The 15406-nt window shown below is 61.7% G+C and carries 14 protein-coding genes; 10 read left to right on the forward strand and 4 right to left on the reverse strand.

Translation table 11 applies throughout. From position 1 onward, the window contains the following. Positions 1-627 (forward strand): transposase (locus NRB16_RS19300; RefSeq protein ID WP_257106697.1); only part of this gene is annotated, 627 nt, incomplete at its 5' end. Between the two features lie 281 nt (positions 628-908). On the opposite strand, the gene NRB16_RS19305 is transcribed toward NRB16_RS19300, so the two are convergent. The 3 genes from NRB16_RS19305 to NRB16_RS19315 all read right to left on the reverse strand — a co-directional run bounded on the left by NRB16_RS19305 (position 909) and on the right by NRB16_RS19315 (position 4876). After that, positions 909-3320: a TonB-dependent receptor gene (locus NRB16_RS19305; protein WP_257106698.1), complete on the reverse strand. Its 2412-nt coding sequence runs from the start codon at positions 3318-3320 to the stop codon at positions 909-911. Positions 3321-3410: 90 nt separating this feature from the next. Next, positions 3411-4364, reverse strand: a complete 954-nt coding sequence (locus NRB16_RS19310; RefSeq protein WP_257106699.1) for a FecR domain-containing protein — start codon at positions 4362-4364, stop codon at positions 3411-3413. After that, positions 4361-4876, reverse strand: coding sequence for a sigma-70 family RNA polymerase sigma factor (locus NRB16_RS19315; RefSeq protein ID WP_257106756.1), 516 nt, complete (start codon positions 4874-4876; stop codon positions 4361-4363). Before NRB16_RS19315 ends, NRB16_RS19310 begins: the two co-directional genes overlap by 4 nt. A 148-nt stretch (positions 4877-5024) precedes the next feature. Here NRB16_RS19315 and NRB16_RS19320 point away from each other — a divergent pair, with 148 nt between their 5' ends. Continuing rightward, positions 5025-5351: a hypothetical protein gene (locus tag NRB16_RS19320; RefSeq protein WP_253143026.1), complete on the forward strand. Its 327-nt coding sequence runs from the start codon at positions 5025-5027 to the stop codon at positions 5349-5351. Positions 5352-5369: 18 nt separating this feature from the next. Here the strand turns inward: NRB16_RS19320 and NRB16_RS19325 are convergent, their stop codons facing one another. Then, a complete protein-coding gene (locus NRB16_RS19325; RefSeq protein ID WP_253143025.1) occupies positions 5370-5765 on the reverse strand; it encodes a hypothetical protein in 396 nt (131 codons plus the stop codon). A 278-nt stretch (positions 5766-6043) separates the two neighbouring features. Here NRB16_RS19325 and NRB16_RS19330 point away from each other — a divergent pair, with 278 nt between their 5' ends. The 8 genes from NRB16_RS19330 to NRB16_RS19365 all read left to right on the forward strand — a co-directional run bounded on the left by NRB16_RS19330 (position 6044) and on the right by NRB16_RS19365 (position 15241). Beyond that, positions 6044-7003, forward strand: coding sequence for an AraC family transcriptional regulator (locus NRB16_RS19330; RefSeq protein ID WP_045491891.1), 960 nt, complete (start codon positions 6044-6046; stop codon positions 7001-7003). A gap of 448 nt (positions 7004-7451) precedes the next feature. After that, positions 7452-8807 (forward strand): benzoate 1,2-dioxygenase large subunit, encoded by a 1356-nt coding sequence (benA, locus tag NRB16_RS19335; protein WP_257106700.1) that lies wholly within the window; start codon positions 7452-7454, stop codon positions 8805-8807. Further along, complete coding sequence (gene benB / locus NRB16_RS19340; protein ID WP_045491888.1) at positions 8807-9295, forward strand: benzoate 1,2-dioxygenase small subunit; 489 nt, start codon at positions 8807-8809, stop codon at positions 9293-9295. The genes benA and benB overlap by 1 nt, the downstream gene beginning before the upstream one ends. Before the next feature lie 46 nt (positions 9296-9341). After that, the gene (gene benC / locus NRB16_RS19345) at positions 9342-10352 is read left to right on the forward strand and encodes a benzoate 1,2-dioxygenase electron transfer component BenC (protein WP_045491886.1); all 1011 of its coding nucleotides are present in this window, start codon (positions 9342-9344) and stop codon (positions 10350-10352) included. A 15-nt stretch (positions 10353-10367) separates the two neighbouring features. Further along, positions 10368-11138, forward strand: coding sequence for a 1,6-dihydroxycyclohexa-2,4-diene-1-carboxylate dehydrogenase (locus tag NRB16_RS19350; protein ID WP_045491884.1), 771 nt, complete (start codon positions 10368-10370; stop codon positions 11136-11138). Positions 11139-11258: 120 nt separating this feature from the next. Beyond that, positions 11259-12599 carry an MFS transporter gene (locus tag NRB16_RS19355; protein ID WP_257106701.1) on the forward strand — a complete coding sequence of 447 codons (1341 nt, stop codon included), beginning with the start codon at positions 11259-11261 and terminating at the stop codon, positions 12597-12599. A gap of 82 nt (positions 12600-12681) precedes the next feature. Next, complete coding sequence (locus tag NRB16_RS19360; protein ID WP_253143022.1) at positions 12682-13884, forward strand: benzoate/H(+) symporter BenE family transporter; 1203 nt, start codon at positions 12682-12684, stop codon at positions 13882-13884. A gap of 79 nt (positions 13885-13963) precedes the next feature. Then, the gene (locus tag NRB16_RS19365; protein ID WP_045491879.1) at positions 13964-15241 is read left to right on the forward strand and encodes an OprD family porin; all 1278 of its coding nucleotides are present in this window, start codon (positions 13964-13966) and stop codon (positions 15239-15241) included. Positions 15242-15406 lie beyond the last annotated feature (165 nt).

Below are 15406 nucleotides of genomic sequence, written 5' to 3' on the forward strand. Positions count from 1 at the left end.
GAGGACAGCCGTGGACGCTGGTATTTCAACGTCGTGGTCGAGGTCGACCGCCAGTTATCGCCAGGCCAGGACGCGGTGGGTATCGACCTCGGACTGAAAACCACGGCCACCTGCAGCGACGGTGATCGCCTTGAAAGCGGCAGGTTCTACCGGGATCTGGAGAGCGCCCTGGGCACGGCCCAGCGCGCCGGCAAGAAAGCCCGTGTGCGGGCGATTCACGCCAAAATTGCGAACCGCCGCAAGGATTGCCTGCATAAGTTCAGCAACGCGCTGGTCGCGCGTTGTGGCGTCATTGTGGTGGGCGATGTGAGCTCACTGAAACTCGCGAAAACCAGGATGGCCAAGTCGGTGCTGGACGCCGGCTGGGGCCAATTGAAAACCATGCTGGAATACAAATGCGATCACGCAGGCACGGTTTTCAAGGTTGTCAGCGAGAGAAACACCACCCAAACCTGTTCGAGCTGCAAGCAATTGCCGGACTCGAGGCCCAGAGGTATCGCAGGGCTTGGAATAAGGGAATGGACTTGTTGTGGGTGCGGTGCCACCCACGACCGCGACGTCAACGCCGCAAAAAACATTCTCGCGCTCGGGCATGAGCGTCCAGTTGTGGGAATCCCCGCCCTTTAGGGCGGGGAGGATGTCAAGTAATGAATTTCATACTTGTCCAGCATTCGCTTGCCCGCAAGTCCCAGTCCGCTCCGCCAGTGAGAAATATTATCATTTTTGATGGTGTTTTGGCATCAAGCCTTAATGCCAACATACATTCACTAAGTACTGTATGCCCCCGGTGGGAGCGACCTTGGTCTGGGCGGCATTGCGACGAAGAGGCCGGTCAAGTCACCGCATCTGCTGTGAATCTGCCCAGAACAACCCGCCCGGCGCTGGCGCCGGGCTGGATCGGGCTTGCTTTAAAAGTCGACCGTGGCCGACAGCTGCAGCGTGCGGGGTGAACCCAGGGAGAACGCCCCGTAGGAGGCGACGCCCGACCAATACTGTTTATCGAACACGTTTTGTACGCTGGCCCTGAACGTGGTCGGGCGTTGAGCGATTCGGGTCGTATAGCGCGCGCCCAGATCGATACGGGTCCACGGATCGAGCGCCTGGTTGTTGGCCTGGTCGACGTATTGTTTGCTGGTATAGATCGCACCGCTGGTCAGGGTCAGGCCCTCGATGGCGGGGGTGTCCCATTCGGCCCACAGGTTGGCCTGGACCTTCGGCACGCCTACCGGAGTGTTGCCGCGATTGGCCGCTGTGGCGGTCTCGGTCAGTTCGGCGTCCAGCAAGGTCAGGCCGCCAAGCAGGCGCGTACCGCGCGTGACTTCGCCGAACAGATTGAGCTCCACCCCCCGATTGCGTTGCTCGCCTTGCACCGCGTACACACCATTGCTCAACTCGCCGCTGGGTTTTTTGATCTGAAACAGGCTGAGGGTCGATGAGAATGTCCCATAATCGGCCTTGATGCCGACTTCGTGCTGACGGCTGATATAGGGTGCGAAGATTTCGCCGGCGTTGCTTGCCGTCGCCGGTGCCACATCGCCTTTGCTCAGGCCTTCGATGTAGTTGTAGTACAGCGAGACGTGTTCCCAGGGTTTGATGACCACGCCAAACAACGGCGTGGTTTTGCTTTCGTCATAACGCGAGGTCACCGCGCCAGCGGCATTGAAGTTATCCGATTTGATGCTCTGCTGGCGCAGACCGGCGGTGACCTGCAGCCGCTCGTCGACCATTGACAGGGTATCGGCCAAGGCCAGACCCGACAGCTCGGTTTGCGAGACTTTTGCCGGGTCGGGGCGGGCGATCGAAGGCTTGGCACTGTCTTGCGGGTGATACAGGTTTGAGCGTAATGCAGCGCCGGAAATGATGCCGCGCGACAGCTCGTCCCGGTAGCGCGTGGCTTGTAATGTGGCGCTATGGCTCACCGCTCCAGTGTCGAAACTCCAGCGTGCACCGGCATCGACGGTATAGCGCTCAACTTCGAAGCGGTAGTAACCGGGCACCGAACTGGTGTCGCCTGCGCGGTTAAGCAGGGTGGGCGTCTGATCCGACAGGCGATTGACTTGCGAACGACCGCCACCGGCGTGGGCGAACAGGGTCAGCGAGTCGCTCAGATCGTACTCGCCACTGAGCAGGGCGGTTTTGTCACGGGTTTCTGACCAGCCCCAGGCTTGCGAGACGTTTTTGCGGCCGTTGCTGGCTGAGGGTATCGGCTGGCCTGTGGCAATCAGGAACGGCCGCGATGCCGCGTCGAAGTGTTCGGCCTGGCTGATCAGGTCCAGTGAGGTGCGCAGCCGTTCGCCCTGATAATCGAGCGACAGCGCACCAATATTCACCTCGCGTTGTTGTTTGTCGATGCGCGTATCACCTTGCTGGGTACTGCCATTGAACCGCACGCCGAACTGGCGCGACTCGCCAAAGCGGCGGCTGAGGTCCATGCGCCCGCCGAGTTGCGAGTCACTGGCATAGCTGGCCGTAAAGCGGTTCAGGTCTTCATCCAGAGCGCGCTTGGGCACGATATTGATCACCCCGCCGACGCCGCTGTTGGGTGACATGCCGTAGAGCAGGGCGGCAGGGCCTTTGAGCACTTCAATGCGTTCGGCGTACTCGGTAAACACCCGATAGTTGGGGGCCACGCCATACACGCCATCGAAGGCCAGTTCGCCGAGGTTGCCTTCGCCTACCGGAAAACCGCGAATGAAGAACGAGTCGACGATCCCGCCGGTCTGCCCGGTAGAGCGCACCGATGAGTCGCGTTCAAGGGCATCGGCAACCGTCACCGCCTGCTGGTCGCTGATCATCTTTGCGGTGTACTGGCTGACGCTGAACGGGGTATCCATGATTTCGCGGTTACCCAGCAGGCCCACACGTCCGCCCCTGGCAACCTGACCGCCGGCGTAGGCTTCGGGCAGGCTGCCAGGGTGACTTGAGCTGGCGCTGATTGTGGTGCTGTCAAGGGTCAGGCCGCTGCTGGGCGGTTGTGGAGCCAGGGTGTAACTGCCATCGCCGCGCTCGACCAGCACCAGCCCGCTACCGGCCAGCAGCCGGGTCAGGGCTTGCCGGGCGGTGAAGTCACCGGTTAGCCCCGGACTGTTCAAGCCTTCGGTAAGCGCCGGCTGAAACGACAAGGCCACTCCGGCCTCAACGGCAAAGCTGGACAGGGTCGCACCCAGCGGCCCCGGAGCAATCCGGTACGCATGGCTGGTGCCGTCGGGGCTGGCGGCAACGACCGGCAATGCGCCGATGACCGCGCTCAATGAGCATCCGATAAGGGTATTGCGAACAGCCAGGAAGAGTGCACGAGGCGGGAAAGGAGTGGCGGACATGCAGGAACCTTGTTGGCGAAGATGGCAGGGTTTATGTCCTTGCCAGCCAGGAACGAAAAAAGTATCAGGCCTGCCGGGAAATAATCCGGCCTACGTCGCTGACAACGTTGTCCAGTAGCCGCCCAGATGCTCGCTGACCGTCAGTGAGTAGGTTTGCGCCAGCATCTGCAAGGCGCGCCGGGTGTCTTGCAGCGGGAAGGCGCCGGCCACCCGCAGCCCGGCAATCGCCGGGTCACAGCGCAGCACGCCGGGGCGATAGCGGCCCAGCTCAGCGATAAAGTCGTCAAGGCGCTGGTTATCGGCCAGCAACATGCCGCGGGTCCAGGCGCCGGCTGCCGGGTCGAGTGCCAGAGGCACGGTATATTCGCGGCTGGTGAATTGCACACTCTGCCCGGCATTGACCCGCCTCGCAGCGCCTGCCTGCGCATCATTGAGCTGGACCTGCACCGCGCCTTCGAGCACCTGCAAGCGGGTACTGGCCTTGAGCACCCGCACGATGAACCGCGTCCCGAGCGCCTGCATCCGGCCTTGCGCCGTGCTGACCCGCAACGGTCGCCGGTCGCTGGCGGTCTGCACCAGCAGTTCACCGGCCAGCATGCGGATCAGGCGCTGCTGGTCATCAAAGCGCACATCAATGGCCGTGTCGGTATTGAGAGTGAGCTGTGAGCCATCAGCCAGGGTCAGCTCGCGGCGCTCACCCACAGCGCTGCGGTAGTCCGCCGACCAATGCCCGGTGTCGAAAACCTTCCAGCCCGCCCAACCGGTCGGCAGCACCGCCAGCAGCACGGCCAGCTTGCCGACCAGCGCCCGACGCTCGCGGCTGGCCGGGCGATCCAGCGCCGCCATGGCCAGTGTCGGCGGCAAACCGCCAAGCTTGCTTTGCAACAGTTGCGCGCGCTGCCAGGCGTGCGCACGCGCCGGGCTACTGGCCTGCCAGGCCAGCCACTCGACCCGCTCATGCTCATTCAGCCCGCCCTCGTTCAAGCGCATCAGCCATTCAGCGGCTTCTTCCAGGGCCTGATGCTCACCGGTTGCAGACATCATTCGACCAGCAACAGGCACTGGACGAAGGCCTGCTTCATGTAGCGTTTGACGCTGATCAGCGAGATGTCCAATTCGGTGGCGATGTCCTGATACTTGAGGCCGGCGATCTGCGAGAGCAGGAAGGTGCGCTTCACCAGCGGCGGCAGCGCATCGAGCATGGCGTCGATGTCATGCAGCGTCTCCAGCACCATCAGCCGCACCTCGGGCGATGGCACCTCAGGCTCAGGCAGCTGCGCAAGCGCCTCAAGGTAGGCGCGCTCCAGCGCCTTGCGCTGATACCAGTTGACCAGAATGCCCTTGGCCACACAGTGCAGGTAAGCACGCGGCTGTTCGATGCGGGTCACGCGTGAGGCCAGGATCCGGGTGAAGGTATCCTGAGCCAGATCTGCCGCATCCATGGCATTGCCCAGCTTGTTGCGCAGCATGCTGTACAGCCAGCTGTGATGGCTGCTGTACAAGGCTTCGATCATGCTCAGTTGGGCCGCGGAAGTCGCTGGTGGGACATCACTCATGGCGTGAATGGCTAGCATTTGAGAAAGGTTCCCAATGCTAGTGAGGGCACGGCAGTCATGCAAGTGGCAGATAGCGCTCATGATGCCGGGAACGAAGCCGCTCGCCACGCAGTCAACGCTGTATCCCCCACCTAAAAAGGTACAGTTCATGGCCCGTGATATTTCCGACAAGCTCGCTCGCGACCTGCACGACAAGACCCGTTCGGAACTCGACAGCTTTCTTGATCAGGCCGATGCCTTGATCAAACGCGGTCACGCCATTGGCGCTAATCGCGGACCGCAGTCGCGCCATCTGCTAGGTCAACTGCTCGACCGCGCTGACGCTCTGCTTTCGCCCAAACGACCCAAGCCGGTCAGCGCCGGCCCGTCGAAGCTGGAACAGGCCAAGGCGTTCGCCCGCGCCAATCCGGGCAAGGCTGCGCTGGTCGCTGTCGGGGTCGGGTTGATTCTCAAGCGTATGTTGTCGCGGGGCTGAACCTGCTGCGCCAGCCATTCAGGTATCGCGTAGCAGGTCGTTGGCGTTAAGCAGGTCCCAGGCGATGTGCGGGCGCTTTTCCAGGCCCCGGCGGATCGCCGCCGGGATCGCCTGGCGAGTCTTGCGGCATAAGCCGGGCAGGTCGTCCAGGTGAATGCCGATACCGCGCATGCTGCGCACTTCATTAAAACCGGGGGCGATGTGCACCCGAACCCCCAGTTGTTCGAAGATCCGCTTTTGCAGATGTTCCAGTTGCGCCAGGCTTTCGACGTTTTCCAGGCGTTCGAGCAAGCGCTTTTCCTGCTCGCGGGTCAGCAGCAGGATGCGCTGGTCGGTGCCGGGTGCGTGCAATTGTTCACGCCGACAATCACAGGCGCCGGGCGGGCAGGGATGGCGAAGCGGGCTCGTGCTCATGGTTGCAGCATACTCACTCGTATCCAAATGTGAATATCCGTTCGCGACGGATCAGCTACAAGCCGCGTTCCAGACGCTCCTGTCAAGTACGGCCTGACGGTCCCGTTCGATTATCGCCCGGATAGCACTGAAGGCTGATTGACGCTTGTCGCGCGGCGACCTTACTCTGAAGGCCAGTGACCGATGAGTGGGCCGTCAGAGCACCGCCGATTAGCCTCTGCCTGGTGCGACCACGCCACGGCAGCCCGACAAGAATAATTACAAGAGTGCCTTGCCTTATGGATAGTCGTCTGCTCAGTGAGCGCAGTCGGGTGTTCGACCGTGCCGACCCGCATCTCGTATCGGGCTATGTGAACCAGCATGTCGGTACCCATAATATTCGTATGCCGGCAGCAGGCCGTCCATTGGCCAGCCTCAACCATCGCCAGTTCGCCAACCTTGACCTGTGCCGTATCAGCTATGGCGGCAGTGTCAGGGTCATCTCCCAGTCGCTGGAAACCATCTTCCATTTGCAGATCCTGTTGAGTGGCCACTGCCTGTGGCGTGGGCATCGTCAGGAGCATTACTTCGCCCCCGGTGAGCTGCTGCTGATCAACCCTGATGACCCGGTGGACCTGACCTATTCGGATGATTGCGAGAAGTTCATCCTCAAAATGCCAGTGAGCCTGATCGAGTCGGTGTGCGAACAGCAGCGTTGGCAGCACCCGCGTGACGGGGTGCGGTTTACCGAAAATCGCTATCAGTTGCCGGGCCTCGATGGCTTCGTCAATCTGCTGGCCATGGTCTGTCAGGAGGCTGAGGCTGACGAGCGGATGCTCAAGGTCGAGGAGCACTACGCGCAGATTGTCGCCAGCAAGATGCTGACCCTGATGAAGACCAACGTCAGCCGCGAGAACCTCGCCGGGCAGCCGGCAGTGTTCGAACGGCTGCTCGATTACATCGAGCGCAACCTCAAACACGATATCGACCTCGATGCCCTGGCCATCCAGGCCGGGGTCAGCCTGCGCAGCCTGTACGGGCTGTTCGAGCGGCATCTGGGCGTCACGCCCAAACTCTACGTGCGCCAGCGCAGGCTTGAACGCATCCATGCCTGCCTCAAAGACCCCAATTGCACCGTGCGCAGCCTCACCGAAATTGCCATGGACCATGGCTTTTTGCACCTGGGGCGCTTCTCGGAAAGCTACCGCCAGCGCTTCGGCGAACTGCCCTCCGATACCCTTAAGCGCCGACAGCTGTAACGCCTGCTGGCTCGGTAGGCACTACCGGGCGGCAGATTCTCTGCGCCGCTGCTCCCGCTGCTTCTGCTTTTCGAGCCGAGATATCACAGACGCCGCCGAACGCGACTTTGGCGCTGGCCGACCGCCAAATCGGCACCGGAGTGAGCGAACCCCGCCCGCAAAGGGCGGGGCCAAGCCAGGAGCAATGCCTTTGGTTACTTTGGTCCGGGAGTCGCACTCAAAACCAAAGTGACCCGCCCGTCGGGGCTGAACCCGAGGCACAGGCAACTGCGGCAATGACCTTTGCATAAACCGAAAGATCTTCGCGGCTAAAGCCGCTCCCACAAATGCCCCCGGCCAACCCCCGCTTTGCAGAAAACGGATAGCGATCTGCAAGAACCGGATATTGCCCATCCCGCCCTGACCCTAACCTGACCCGGCCTGAACAATAACAATGGAGGCCCTGGCCATGTCCCTGGGATTCGACTACCTGAACTCACTGCTCCAGGAAGACAAGGAGCAGGGCATCTTCCGCTGCAAGCGTGAGATGTTCACCGACCCGCGCCTGTTCGATCTGGAGATGAAGCACATCTTCGAAGGCAACTGGATTTACCTGGCCCACGAGAGCCAGATCCCTGAGGTCAATGATTTTCTGACCACCAGCATCGGTCGCCAGCCGATCTTCATTGCCCGCAACAAGGACGGCGAACTCAACGCCTTTCTCAATGCCTGCAGCCATCGCGGCGCGATGCTGTGCCGGCACAAGCGCGGCAACAAATCCTCCTATACCTGCCCGTTCCATGGCTGGACGTTCAATACCAACGGCAAACTGCTCAAGGTCAAGGACCCCAAGGACGCCGGTTATCCGGCAAGCTTCAACTGCGAAGGCTCCCATGACCTGACCCGCGTGGCGCGGTTCGAGTCTTACCGGGGCTTTCTGTTCGGCAGCCTGAATGCCGATGTGCTGCCGTTGGTCGAGCACCTGGGCGAGTCGGCGAAGATCATCGACATGATCGTCGATCAGTCGCCTGAGGGCCTGGAAGTGCTGCGTGGTTCCAGCAGTTATATCTACGAAGGCAACTGGAAGCTGACCGCCGAAAACGGCGCCGATGGCTACCATGTCAGCGCCGTGCACTGGAACTACGCCGCCACCCAGAACCAGCGCAAGCTGCGTGAAGCCGGTGAAGAGATCAAGACCATGAGCGCCGGCAGTTGGGGCAAGACCGGTGGCGGGTTCTACTCCTTCGACAAGGGCCACCTGCTGCTCTGGACCCGTTGGGCCAACCCGGAAGACCGGCCGCTGTTCGAGCGCCGCGACGAACTGGCCAAGGACTTCGGCCAGGCCCGTGCCGACTGGATGATCCAGAACTCGCGCAACCTGTGCCTGTACCCCAATGTGTACCTGATGGACCAGTTCAGCTCGCAGATCCGCATCGCCCGGCCGATTGCGGTGGACAAGACCGAGATCACCATCTACTGCATCGCCCCCAAGGGTGAGAGCAGCGAGGCCCGTGCCAAGCGCATTCGTCAGTACGAAGACTTTTTCAACGTCAGCGGCATGGCCACCCCGGACGACCTGGAAGAATTCCGCTCGTGCCAGATGGGCTACCAGGGATCACGGGGCTGGAACGACATGTCGCGCGGTGCCGCGCACTGGATCGAGGGCGCTGATGCCGCCGCCCAGGAGATCGAACTCAAACCGTTGCTGTCCGGGGTGCGCACTGAAGACGAGGGTCTGTTCGTGCTGCAACACAAGTATTGGCAGCAAACCATGCTCAAGGCCGTAGCTGACGAACCGCAACTGATCCCTGTGGAGGCTGTGTGATGAGCGCCCTGTATGAAACCGTGCGGGATTTTCTGTACCGCGAGGCGCGCTACCTGGATGACGCCGACTGGGACAACTGGCTGGAACTGTACAGCAGCGACGCGACCTTCTGGATGCCGGCCTGGGACGATAACGACGAGCTGACCCAAGACCCGCAAAAGGAAATCTCGCTGATCTGGTACGGCAACCGTGGCGGCCTGGAAGACCGGGTGTTCCGGATCAAGACCGAACGCTCCAGCGCAACCATTCCCGACACCCGCACCTCGCACAACATCAGCAACATCGAAGTGCTGGAGCAGGACGACGGGCAGTGCAAGGTGCGTTTCAACTGGCACACCCTGAGCTTTCGCTACAAGACCGTCGACAGCTATTTCGGCACCAGCTTCTACACCCTCGATATCCGCGGTGGGCAGCCCTTGATCAGGGCCAAGAAAGTGGTGCTCAAGAACGACTACGTACGTCAGCTGATCGACGTTTATCACATCTGAATCGGCGTGGCTGAATGACTGGCCGACTGCTGCTGCGAGGTGCGTCATGCACAAGATTGCCCTGAATTTCGAAGACGGCGTGACCCGTTTCATCGACGCCGCTGCCACCGAGACGGTTGCTGATGCGGCCTATCGGCAAGGTATCAATATCCCGCTCGATTGCCGTGACGGCGCTTGCGGCACCTGCAAGTGTTTCGCCGAAGCCGGCCGCTACGAGCTGGGCGAGGACTATATCGAAGACGCATTGACTGAAGACGAAGCCGCACAAGGCTATGTACTGACCTGCCAGATGCGCGCTGAAAGTGACTGCGTGATCCGTATCCCGGCGTCCTCGGATGTGTGCAAGACCCGCCAGGCCAGTTTTGAGGCGGCGATCAGCCAGGTCGAGAAGCTCTCCGACAGCACCATCGCCCTTAAAATCAAAGGTGAGTCGCTGAGCCAGCTGGCGTTTCTGCCTGGTCAGTACGTCAACCTCAAGGTGCCGGGCAGCGAGCAAAGCCGCGCCTACTCGTTCAGCTCATTGCAGAAAAACGGCGAGGTCAGCTTTCTGATCCGCAACGTGCCGGGCGGGTTGATGAGTAGCTTCCTGACCGGTATGGCCAAGGCCGGCGACAGCATGACCCTGGCCGGTCCGTTGGGCAGTTTCTACCTGCGTGACATCAAGCGGCCGCTGTTGCTGCTGGCTGGTGGTACGGGGCTGGCACCGTTCACCGCGATGCTGGAGAAAATAGTGGAGCAGGGCAGCGAGCACCCACTGCATCTGATCTATGGGGTGACCCATGACAGCGACCTGGTGGAGATGGACGTGCTGGCCGATTTCGCCACGCGGATTCCCGACTTCAGCTACAGCGCCTGTGTGTCCAGCCCGGACAGCAGTTACCCGCACAAGGGCTTTGTCACCCATCACATCGAGCCCAAGCATCTCAACGACGGCGACGTTGATGTCTACCTGTGCGGCCCCCCGCCGATGGTCGAGGCGGTCAGCCAGTTCATCCGCGAGCAGGGCATCACGCCGGCGAACTTCTATTTCGAAAAATTCGCCGCCAGTGCGGCCTGAACCAGGGAGGCTGTGATGAGCAAGCGATTTGCAGACAAAGTGGTGCTGGTCACCGGTGCCGCGCAAGGCATTGGCCGACGGCTCGCCGAGCGGTTGCTGAGCGAAGGCGCATGGCTGGTGGCGGTGGACCGTAGCGAGCTGGTGTTCGAGCTGGCCGACAGCCTGGACGACCAATGCCTGGCGCTGACCGCTGACCTTGAGCGCTGCGAAGACGCGCAGCGGGTCATGGCGGCGGCCGTTGAGCGCTTTGGTCGGCTGGACGTGCTGATCAATAACGTGGGCGGGACCATCTGGGCCAAGCCCTTCGAGCACTATCAGGCACAGGAAATTGAAGCGGAGGTGCGTCGCTCGCTGTTCCCGACCCTGTGGTGCTGTCATGCCGCACTGCCGTACATGCTGGAGCAGGGCAGCGGCGCGATCGTCAACGTGTCGTCGATCGCCACCCGTGGCGTTAACCGCGTGCCCTACGGCGCGGCCAAGGGCGGGGTCAACGCGCTGACCGCCTGCCTGGCGTTCGAAACCGCCGGGCGCGGGATCCGCGTCAATGCCACTGCACCGGGCGGCACCGAAGCGCCACCGCGGCGCATTGCGCGCAACGCTGCGCCGCAGAGTGAGCAGGAGAAGGTCTGGTATCAGCAGATCGTCGACCAGACCCTGGGCAGCAGCCTGATGAAACGCTACGGCAGCCTTGATGAGCAGGTTGGCGCCATTCTGTTCCTGGCCTCGGACGAGGCTTCGTACATCACCGGCGTGACGTTGCCGGTAGGCGGCGGGGATCTGGGGTAGGGCAGCGCTGTGCGCTGCATTGGTTGGCAACCGGAGTGCCGACCAATGCAGTGCGTGGCACTGTCTGAAAAAGCTTATACGCAGCAATGCTCTCCACAACAAAAACAAGAGATTGATGCCATGCGAAACATCGACGTACACGCAATTATCGACAACGCGCGGTTCGGCCGCTTCCACTGGATGGTGATGAGCTGGTGTGCCTTGCTGTTGATCTTCGACGGCTATGACCTGTTCATTTATGGCGTGGTATTGCCTGCGATCATGAAAGAGTGGGGGCTGACCCCGCTGCAGGCCGGTGCACTGGGCAGCTACGCGCTGTTTGGGATGATGTTCGGTGCCTTGGCGTTCGGCAGCCTGGCTGACCGGATCGGGCGCAAAAAGGGCATTGCCATCTGCTTTGCGCTGTTCAGCGGCGCAACCATCGTCAACGGCTTCGCCAGCAGCCCCACCGAGTTTGGTATCTGCCGCTTTATCGCAGGGTTAGGCTGTGGCGGCCTGATGCCCAACGCCGTGGCACTGATGAACGAATACGCCCCCAAGCGTATGCGCAGCACCCTGGTGGCGGTGATGTTCAGCGGTTATTCACTCGGTGGCATGCTCGCGGCCGGGGTGGGCATCTTCATGCTGCCGCGCTTCGGTTGGGAGTCGATGTTCTTGGTCGCCGCACTGCCGCTGTTGCTGCTGCCAGCGATCCTCTACTACCTGCCCGAGTCAATCGGTTTTCTGGTGCGCCAGGGCCGCAGTGATGAAGCGCGCAAACTGCTCAATCGGCTCGATGCCAGCCACAACCTCACGACCGATGACGTACTGGTTGTAAGCGATGCCAAAGGCAAAGGCGTGGCGGTTCTGGAGCTGTTTCGCGAGGGCCGTGCGGTGCGCACGCTGGCGTTGTGGGTGGCGTTCTTCTGCTGCCTGCTGATGGTGTATGCGCTCAGCTCCTGGCTGCCGAAACTGATGGCCAATGCCGGCTATAGCCTGGGCTCGAGCTTGTCGTTCTTGCTGGCGCTGAACTTCGGCGGGATGTTCGGGGCGATCTTCGGCGGCTGGCTGGGTGACCGTCTGAACCTGACCAAAGTCACTGTAGGCTTCTTCATTCTGGGTGCCGTGTCGATCAGCCTGCTGGGCTTCAACAGCCCGATGCCAGTGCTGTACCTGCTGATCTTCATCGCCGGGGCCACCACCATCGGTACCCAGATTCTGCTGTATGCCGGCGCGGCGCAGCTGTACGGCCTGTCGATGCGCTCCACAGGTCTTGGCTGGGCCTCGGGCATCGGCCGCAACGGCGCCATCGTCGGCCCGCTGCTCGGCGGCGCGCTGATGGGCATCAACCTGCCGCTGCAACTGAACTTCATGGCCTTCGCCATCCCCGGTGCCATCGCGGCGATTGCCATGACCGTGTTCGCCATCAGCGCGCAACGCCAGGCGAGCGCCAGTGCGCCGCTGCTGGCCAGGCAAGCCTGAAATCCATCTGCGCGAGCGAGCGGCCTGGCGCTCGCGCAGAGGCTCCGCTCGCTTATAAAAATGCTACGTCTTGCGAGGTCCCATGAACGACCTGTTCAAGGATGCGTCCCTGTCTGCGGTGCTGGCCGGCTGCATTGCCACGGTGATTTCCTATGCCGGGCCGCTGGTGATTATCTTCCAGGCGGCTGACTCGGCGCAGTTGTCCAATGCCCAACTGTCGTCGTGGATCTGGGCCATTTCCATCGGTAGCGCGTTGTTGGGCGGCTTGCTCAGTCTGCGCTACAAGGTGCCGGTGGTGATTGCCTGGTCCATTCCGGGCAGTGCGTTGCTGGTGTCGCAATTGCCGCAGTTGGGGCTCAACCAGGCGGTGGGCGCTTATTTGGTCGCCAGCCTGATCATCGGGGTGGTTGGTCTGAGTGGCGCCTTCGACCGAATCATTGCCCGCTTGCCGGGTTCGATCGCTGCGGGGCTGCAAGCCGGGATTCTGTTCAGCTTCGGCACGGCGCTGTTCGAGTCACTGCCGGCCAAGCCCTGGCTGGTGCTGGCAATGTTCGCCACCTATGTGTCGATGCGGCGCCTGTTGCCACGTTACGCGGTGATGGCGGTGCTGCTGGTGGGTGCGCTGATGACCTGGCTGAACGGTGATTTCAAGGGCGATGCGCTGGTGCTGGGGCTGGCCACACCGACCCTGATCACGCCTGAGTTCAGCGTTGAAGCGACCCTGAATCTGGCCTTGCCGCTGGTACTGGTGGCGCTGACCGGGCAATTCATGCCGGGTATGGCGGTACTGCGCAACGCCGGTTACCAGACCCCGGCCAGCCCGCTGATCAGCGCCAGCGCCCTAGGCAGCGCCTTGTTGGCGCCGTTCGGTTGCCATGGCCTAAACCTGGCGGCGGTCACCGCCAGCCTGTGTACCGGCCGCGAAGCCCATGAAAGCCCCAGGCGGCGTTACATCGCGGCGCTGTCTGGCAGCCTGCTGTACCTGATTCTGGGCATTGCCGGGACCACCCTGGTGTCGCTGTTTGCTGCCTTTCCCAAAGAACTGATCGCTGCACTGGCCGGGCTTGCGCTGTTCGGTGCAATCAGCGAGGCACTGAGCCGCAGCAGTGCGCAACCCGCTGAGCGCGACGCCGGGCTGTTCACCTTTCTGGTGACCGCCTCGGGGGTGTCATTGCTCGGCTTGTCGGCGGCCTTTTGGGGCTTGCTGGCGGGGGTGATCGTGCACGTCGCGATGCAGGCACGACGGCCGTCGTCGGTGGCGGCCTTGCCTGGCGAAAAAACCTGAAAGCGTTGCCCCTCAGCGCAGGCTGTGCCGGTTTCGGCGCGCTGAGGCTTCACTTATTCATAACAACAAGAGAACAACCATGAGCCAACAGCAGATCGCCAAGCGTCACCTCATCAGCCTGGTCAGCCTGAGCCTGCCGCTGACCGCGTTAACCGCCGGCGCGGCGGAGAAAGAGGGCTTTATCGACGGCGCCAGTGCCACCTTACAAGCGCGCAATTACTACTTCAGCCGTGATTTCTCTGACATCGTCGGCGCCAACCGGCAGTCAAAGCAGGAGGAGTGGGCGCAGGGCTTCATCCTCAATGTGAAGTCCGGCTACACCCCAGGTGTGGTCGGGTTCGGCCTGGACGTTACCGGGCTGCTGGGTATCAAACTCGACAGCAGCCCGGATCGGGTCAACACCGGCTTGCTGCCTACCCACGGCGATGGCCGGGCAGCCGATGAGTACAGCCGGGTCGCGGCGACCTTCAAGGCGCGGCTATCGAAGACCGAACTCAAAGTTGGCGAACTGCAACCCAACCTGCCGGTGCTGAGCTTCAGTGACATTCGCCTGTTGCCGCCGAGCTACCAGGGTGTGGCGCTCAGCTCCAGTGAAATCAGCGGCCTGACCCTGCAGGCCGGCCACCTCAACAGCACCCACCTGCGCAACGAAGCCGGCGACGACAAACTCAACGCCATGCTTGGCCATGTGCCGCAACGCCAGGCGGCTGCCGATGCCTTCAACTACCTGGGCGGCGACTACAGCTTCAACGACAAACGCAGCTCATTGAGCCTGTGGTACGGCCAGCTTGAAGACATCTATGCGCAAGGCTTCGTCGGCCTCAAACACAGCCAGCCAGTGGGCAACTGGGTGCTGGGCGCCAACCTGGGTTACTACAGCGCCAAAGAAGATGGCGACAAGTTGCTGGGCACTATCGACAACCAGGCGTTCTTCTCGCTGCTGTCGGCCAAGCGCGGCGGGCACACCTTTTATGTTGGCTACCAGGCCATGTACGGCGACAGCCCGTTCCCCAGGGTATTTGCCAACGTCACCCCGCTGGGCAACGAAGTGCCGACCTACGAGTTCGCCTACACCGACGAGCGCTCCTGGCAAGTGCGTTATGACTATGACTTCAGCGCCCTGGGCGTACCCGGCCTGACCACCACCGTGCGCTACATCAGCGGCGACAACGTCACCACCGGGGCCGGTTATGAAGGCAAAGACCGCGAGCGCGATCTGGACATCGGCTATGTGGTGCAGAGCGGCACCTTGCAAGGCCTGGGCATTCGCGTGCGTAACGTTGCGGCACGTTCCAACTACCGCAGTGATATCGACGAAAACCGGCTGATTCTTAGCTATACATGGAAACTGCTGTAGGCGCTCAGCGCTTCGCTTCAGTTGCGAATTGACCTTGTGCTCTTGCTCTTGAACTTCGAACCGAGATGGTACAGACGACGCCAATCGCGACGATTGGCGCTGGCCGAGCGTAGGTGTCGATTTGGTGGGGAAACCGACATGGAAGTCGCTAGCCAATGCTGTTCA

Origin of the sequence: Pseudomonas sp. LJDD11 (assembly GCF_024584215.1) — a bacterium.
Taxonomy (GTDB): domain Bacteria; phylum Pseudomonadota; class Gammaproteobacteria; order Pseudomonadales; family Pseudomonadaceae; genus Aquipseudomonas.

Bases quoted from the DNA above. Each gene is read 5' to 3' on its own strand.
- NRB16_RS19305 (WP_257106698.1), bottom strand. From the start codon at position 3,320: ATGTCCGCCACTCCTTTCCCGCCTCGTGCACTCTTCCTGGCTGTTCGC.
- NRB16_RS19310 (WP_257106699.1), bottom strand. From the start codon at position 4,364: ATGATGTCTGCAACCGGTGAGCATCAGGCCCTGGAAGAAGCCGCTGAA.
- NRB16_RS19315 (WP_257106756.1), bottom strand. From the start codon at position 4,876: ATGAGTGATGTCCCACCAGCGACTTCCGCGGCCCAACTGAGCATGATC.
- NRB16_RS19320 (WP_253143026.1), top strand. From the start codon at position 5,025: ATGGCCCGTGATATTTCCGACAAGCTCGCTCGCGACCTGCACGACAAG.
- NRB16_RS19325 (WP_253143025.1), bottom strand. From the start codon at position 5,765: ATGAGCACGAGCCCGCTTCGCCATCCCTGCCCGCCCGGCGCCTGTGAT.
- NRB16_RS19330 (WP_045491891.1), top strand. From the start codon at position 6,044: ATGGATAGTCGTCTGCTCAGTGAGCGCAGTCGGGTGTTCGACCGTGCC.
- benA (WP_257106700.1), top strand. From the start codon at position 7,452: ATGTCCCTGGGATTCGACTACCTGAACTCACTGCTCCAGGAAGACAAG.
- benB (WP_045491888.1), top strand. From the start codon at position 8,807: ATGAGCGCCCTGTATGAAACCGTGCGGGATTTTCTGTACCGCGAGGCG.
- benC (WP_045491886.1), top strand. From the start codon at position 9,342: ATGCACAAGATTGCCCTGAATTTCGAAGACGGCGTGACCCGTTTCATC.
- NRB16_RS19350 (WP_045491884.1), top strand. From the start codon at position 10,368: ATGAGCAAGCGATTTGCAGACAAAGTGGTGCTGGTCACCGGTGCCGCG.
- NRB16_RS19355 (WP_257106701.1), top strand. From the start codon at position 11,259: ATGCGAAACATCGACGTACACGCAATTATCGACAACGCGCGGTTCGGC.
- NRB16_RS19360 (WP_253143022.1), top strand. From the start codon at position 12,682: ATGAACGACCTGTTCAAGGATGCGTCCCTGTCTGCGGTGCTGGCCGGC.
- NRB16_RS19365 (WP_045491879.1), top strand. From the start codon at position 13,964: ATGAGCCAACAGCAGATCGCCAAGCGTCACCTCATCAGCCTGGTCAGC.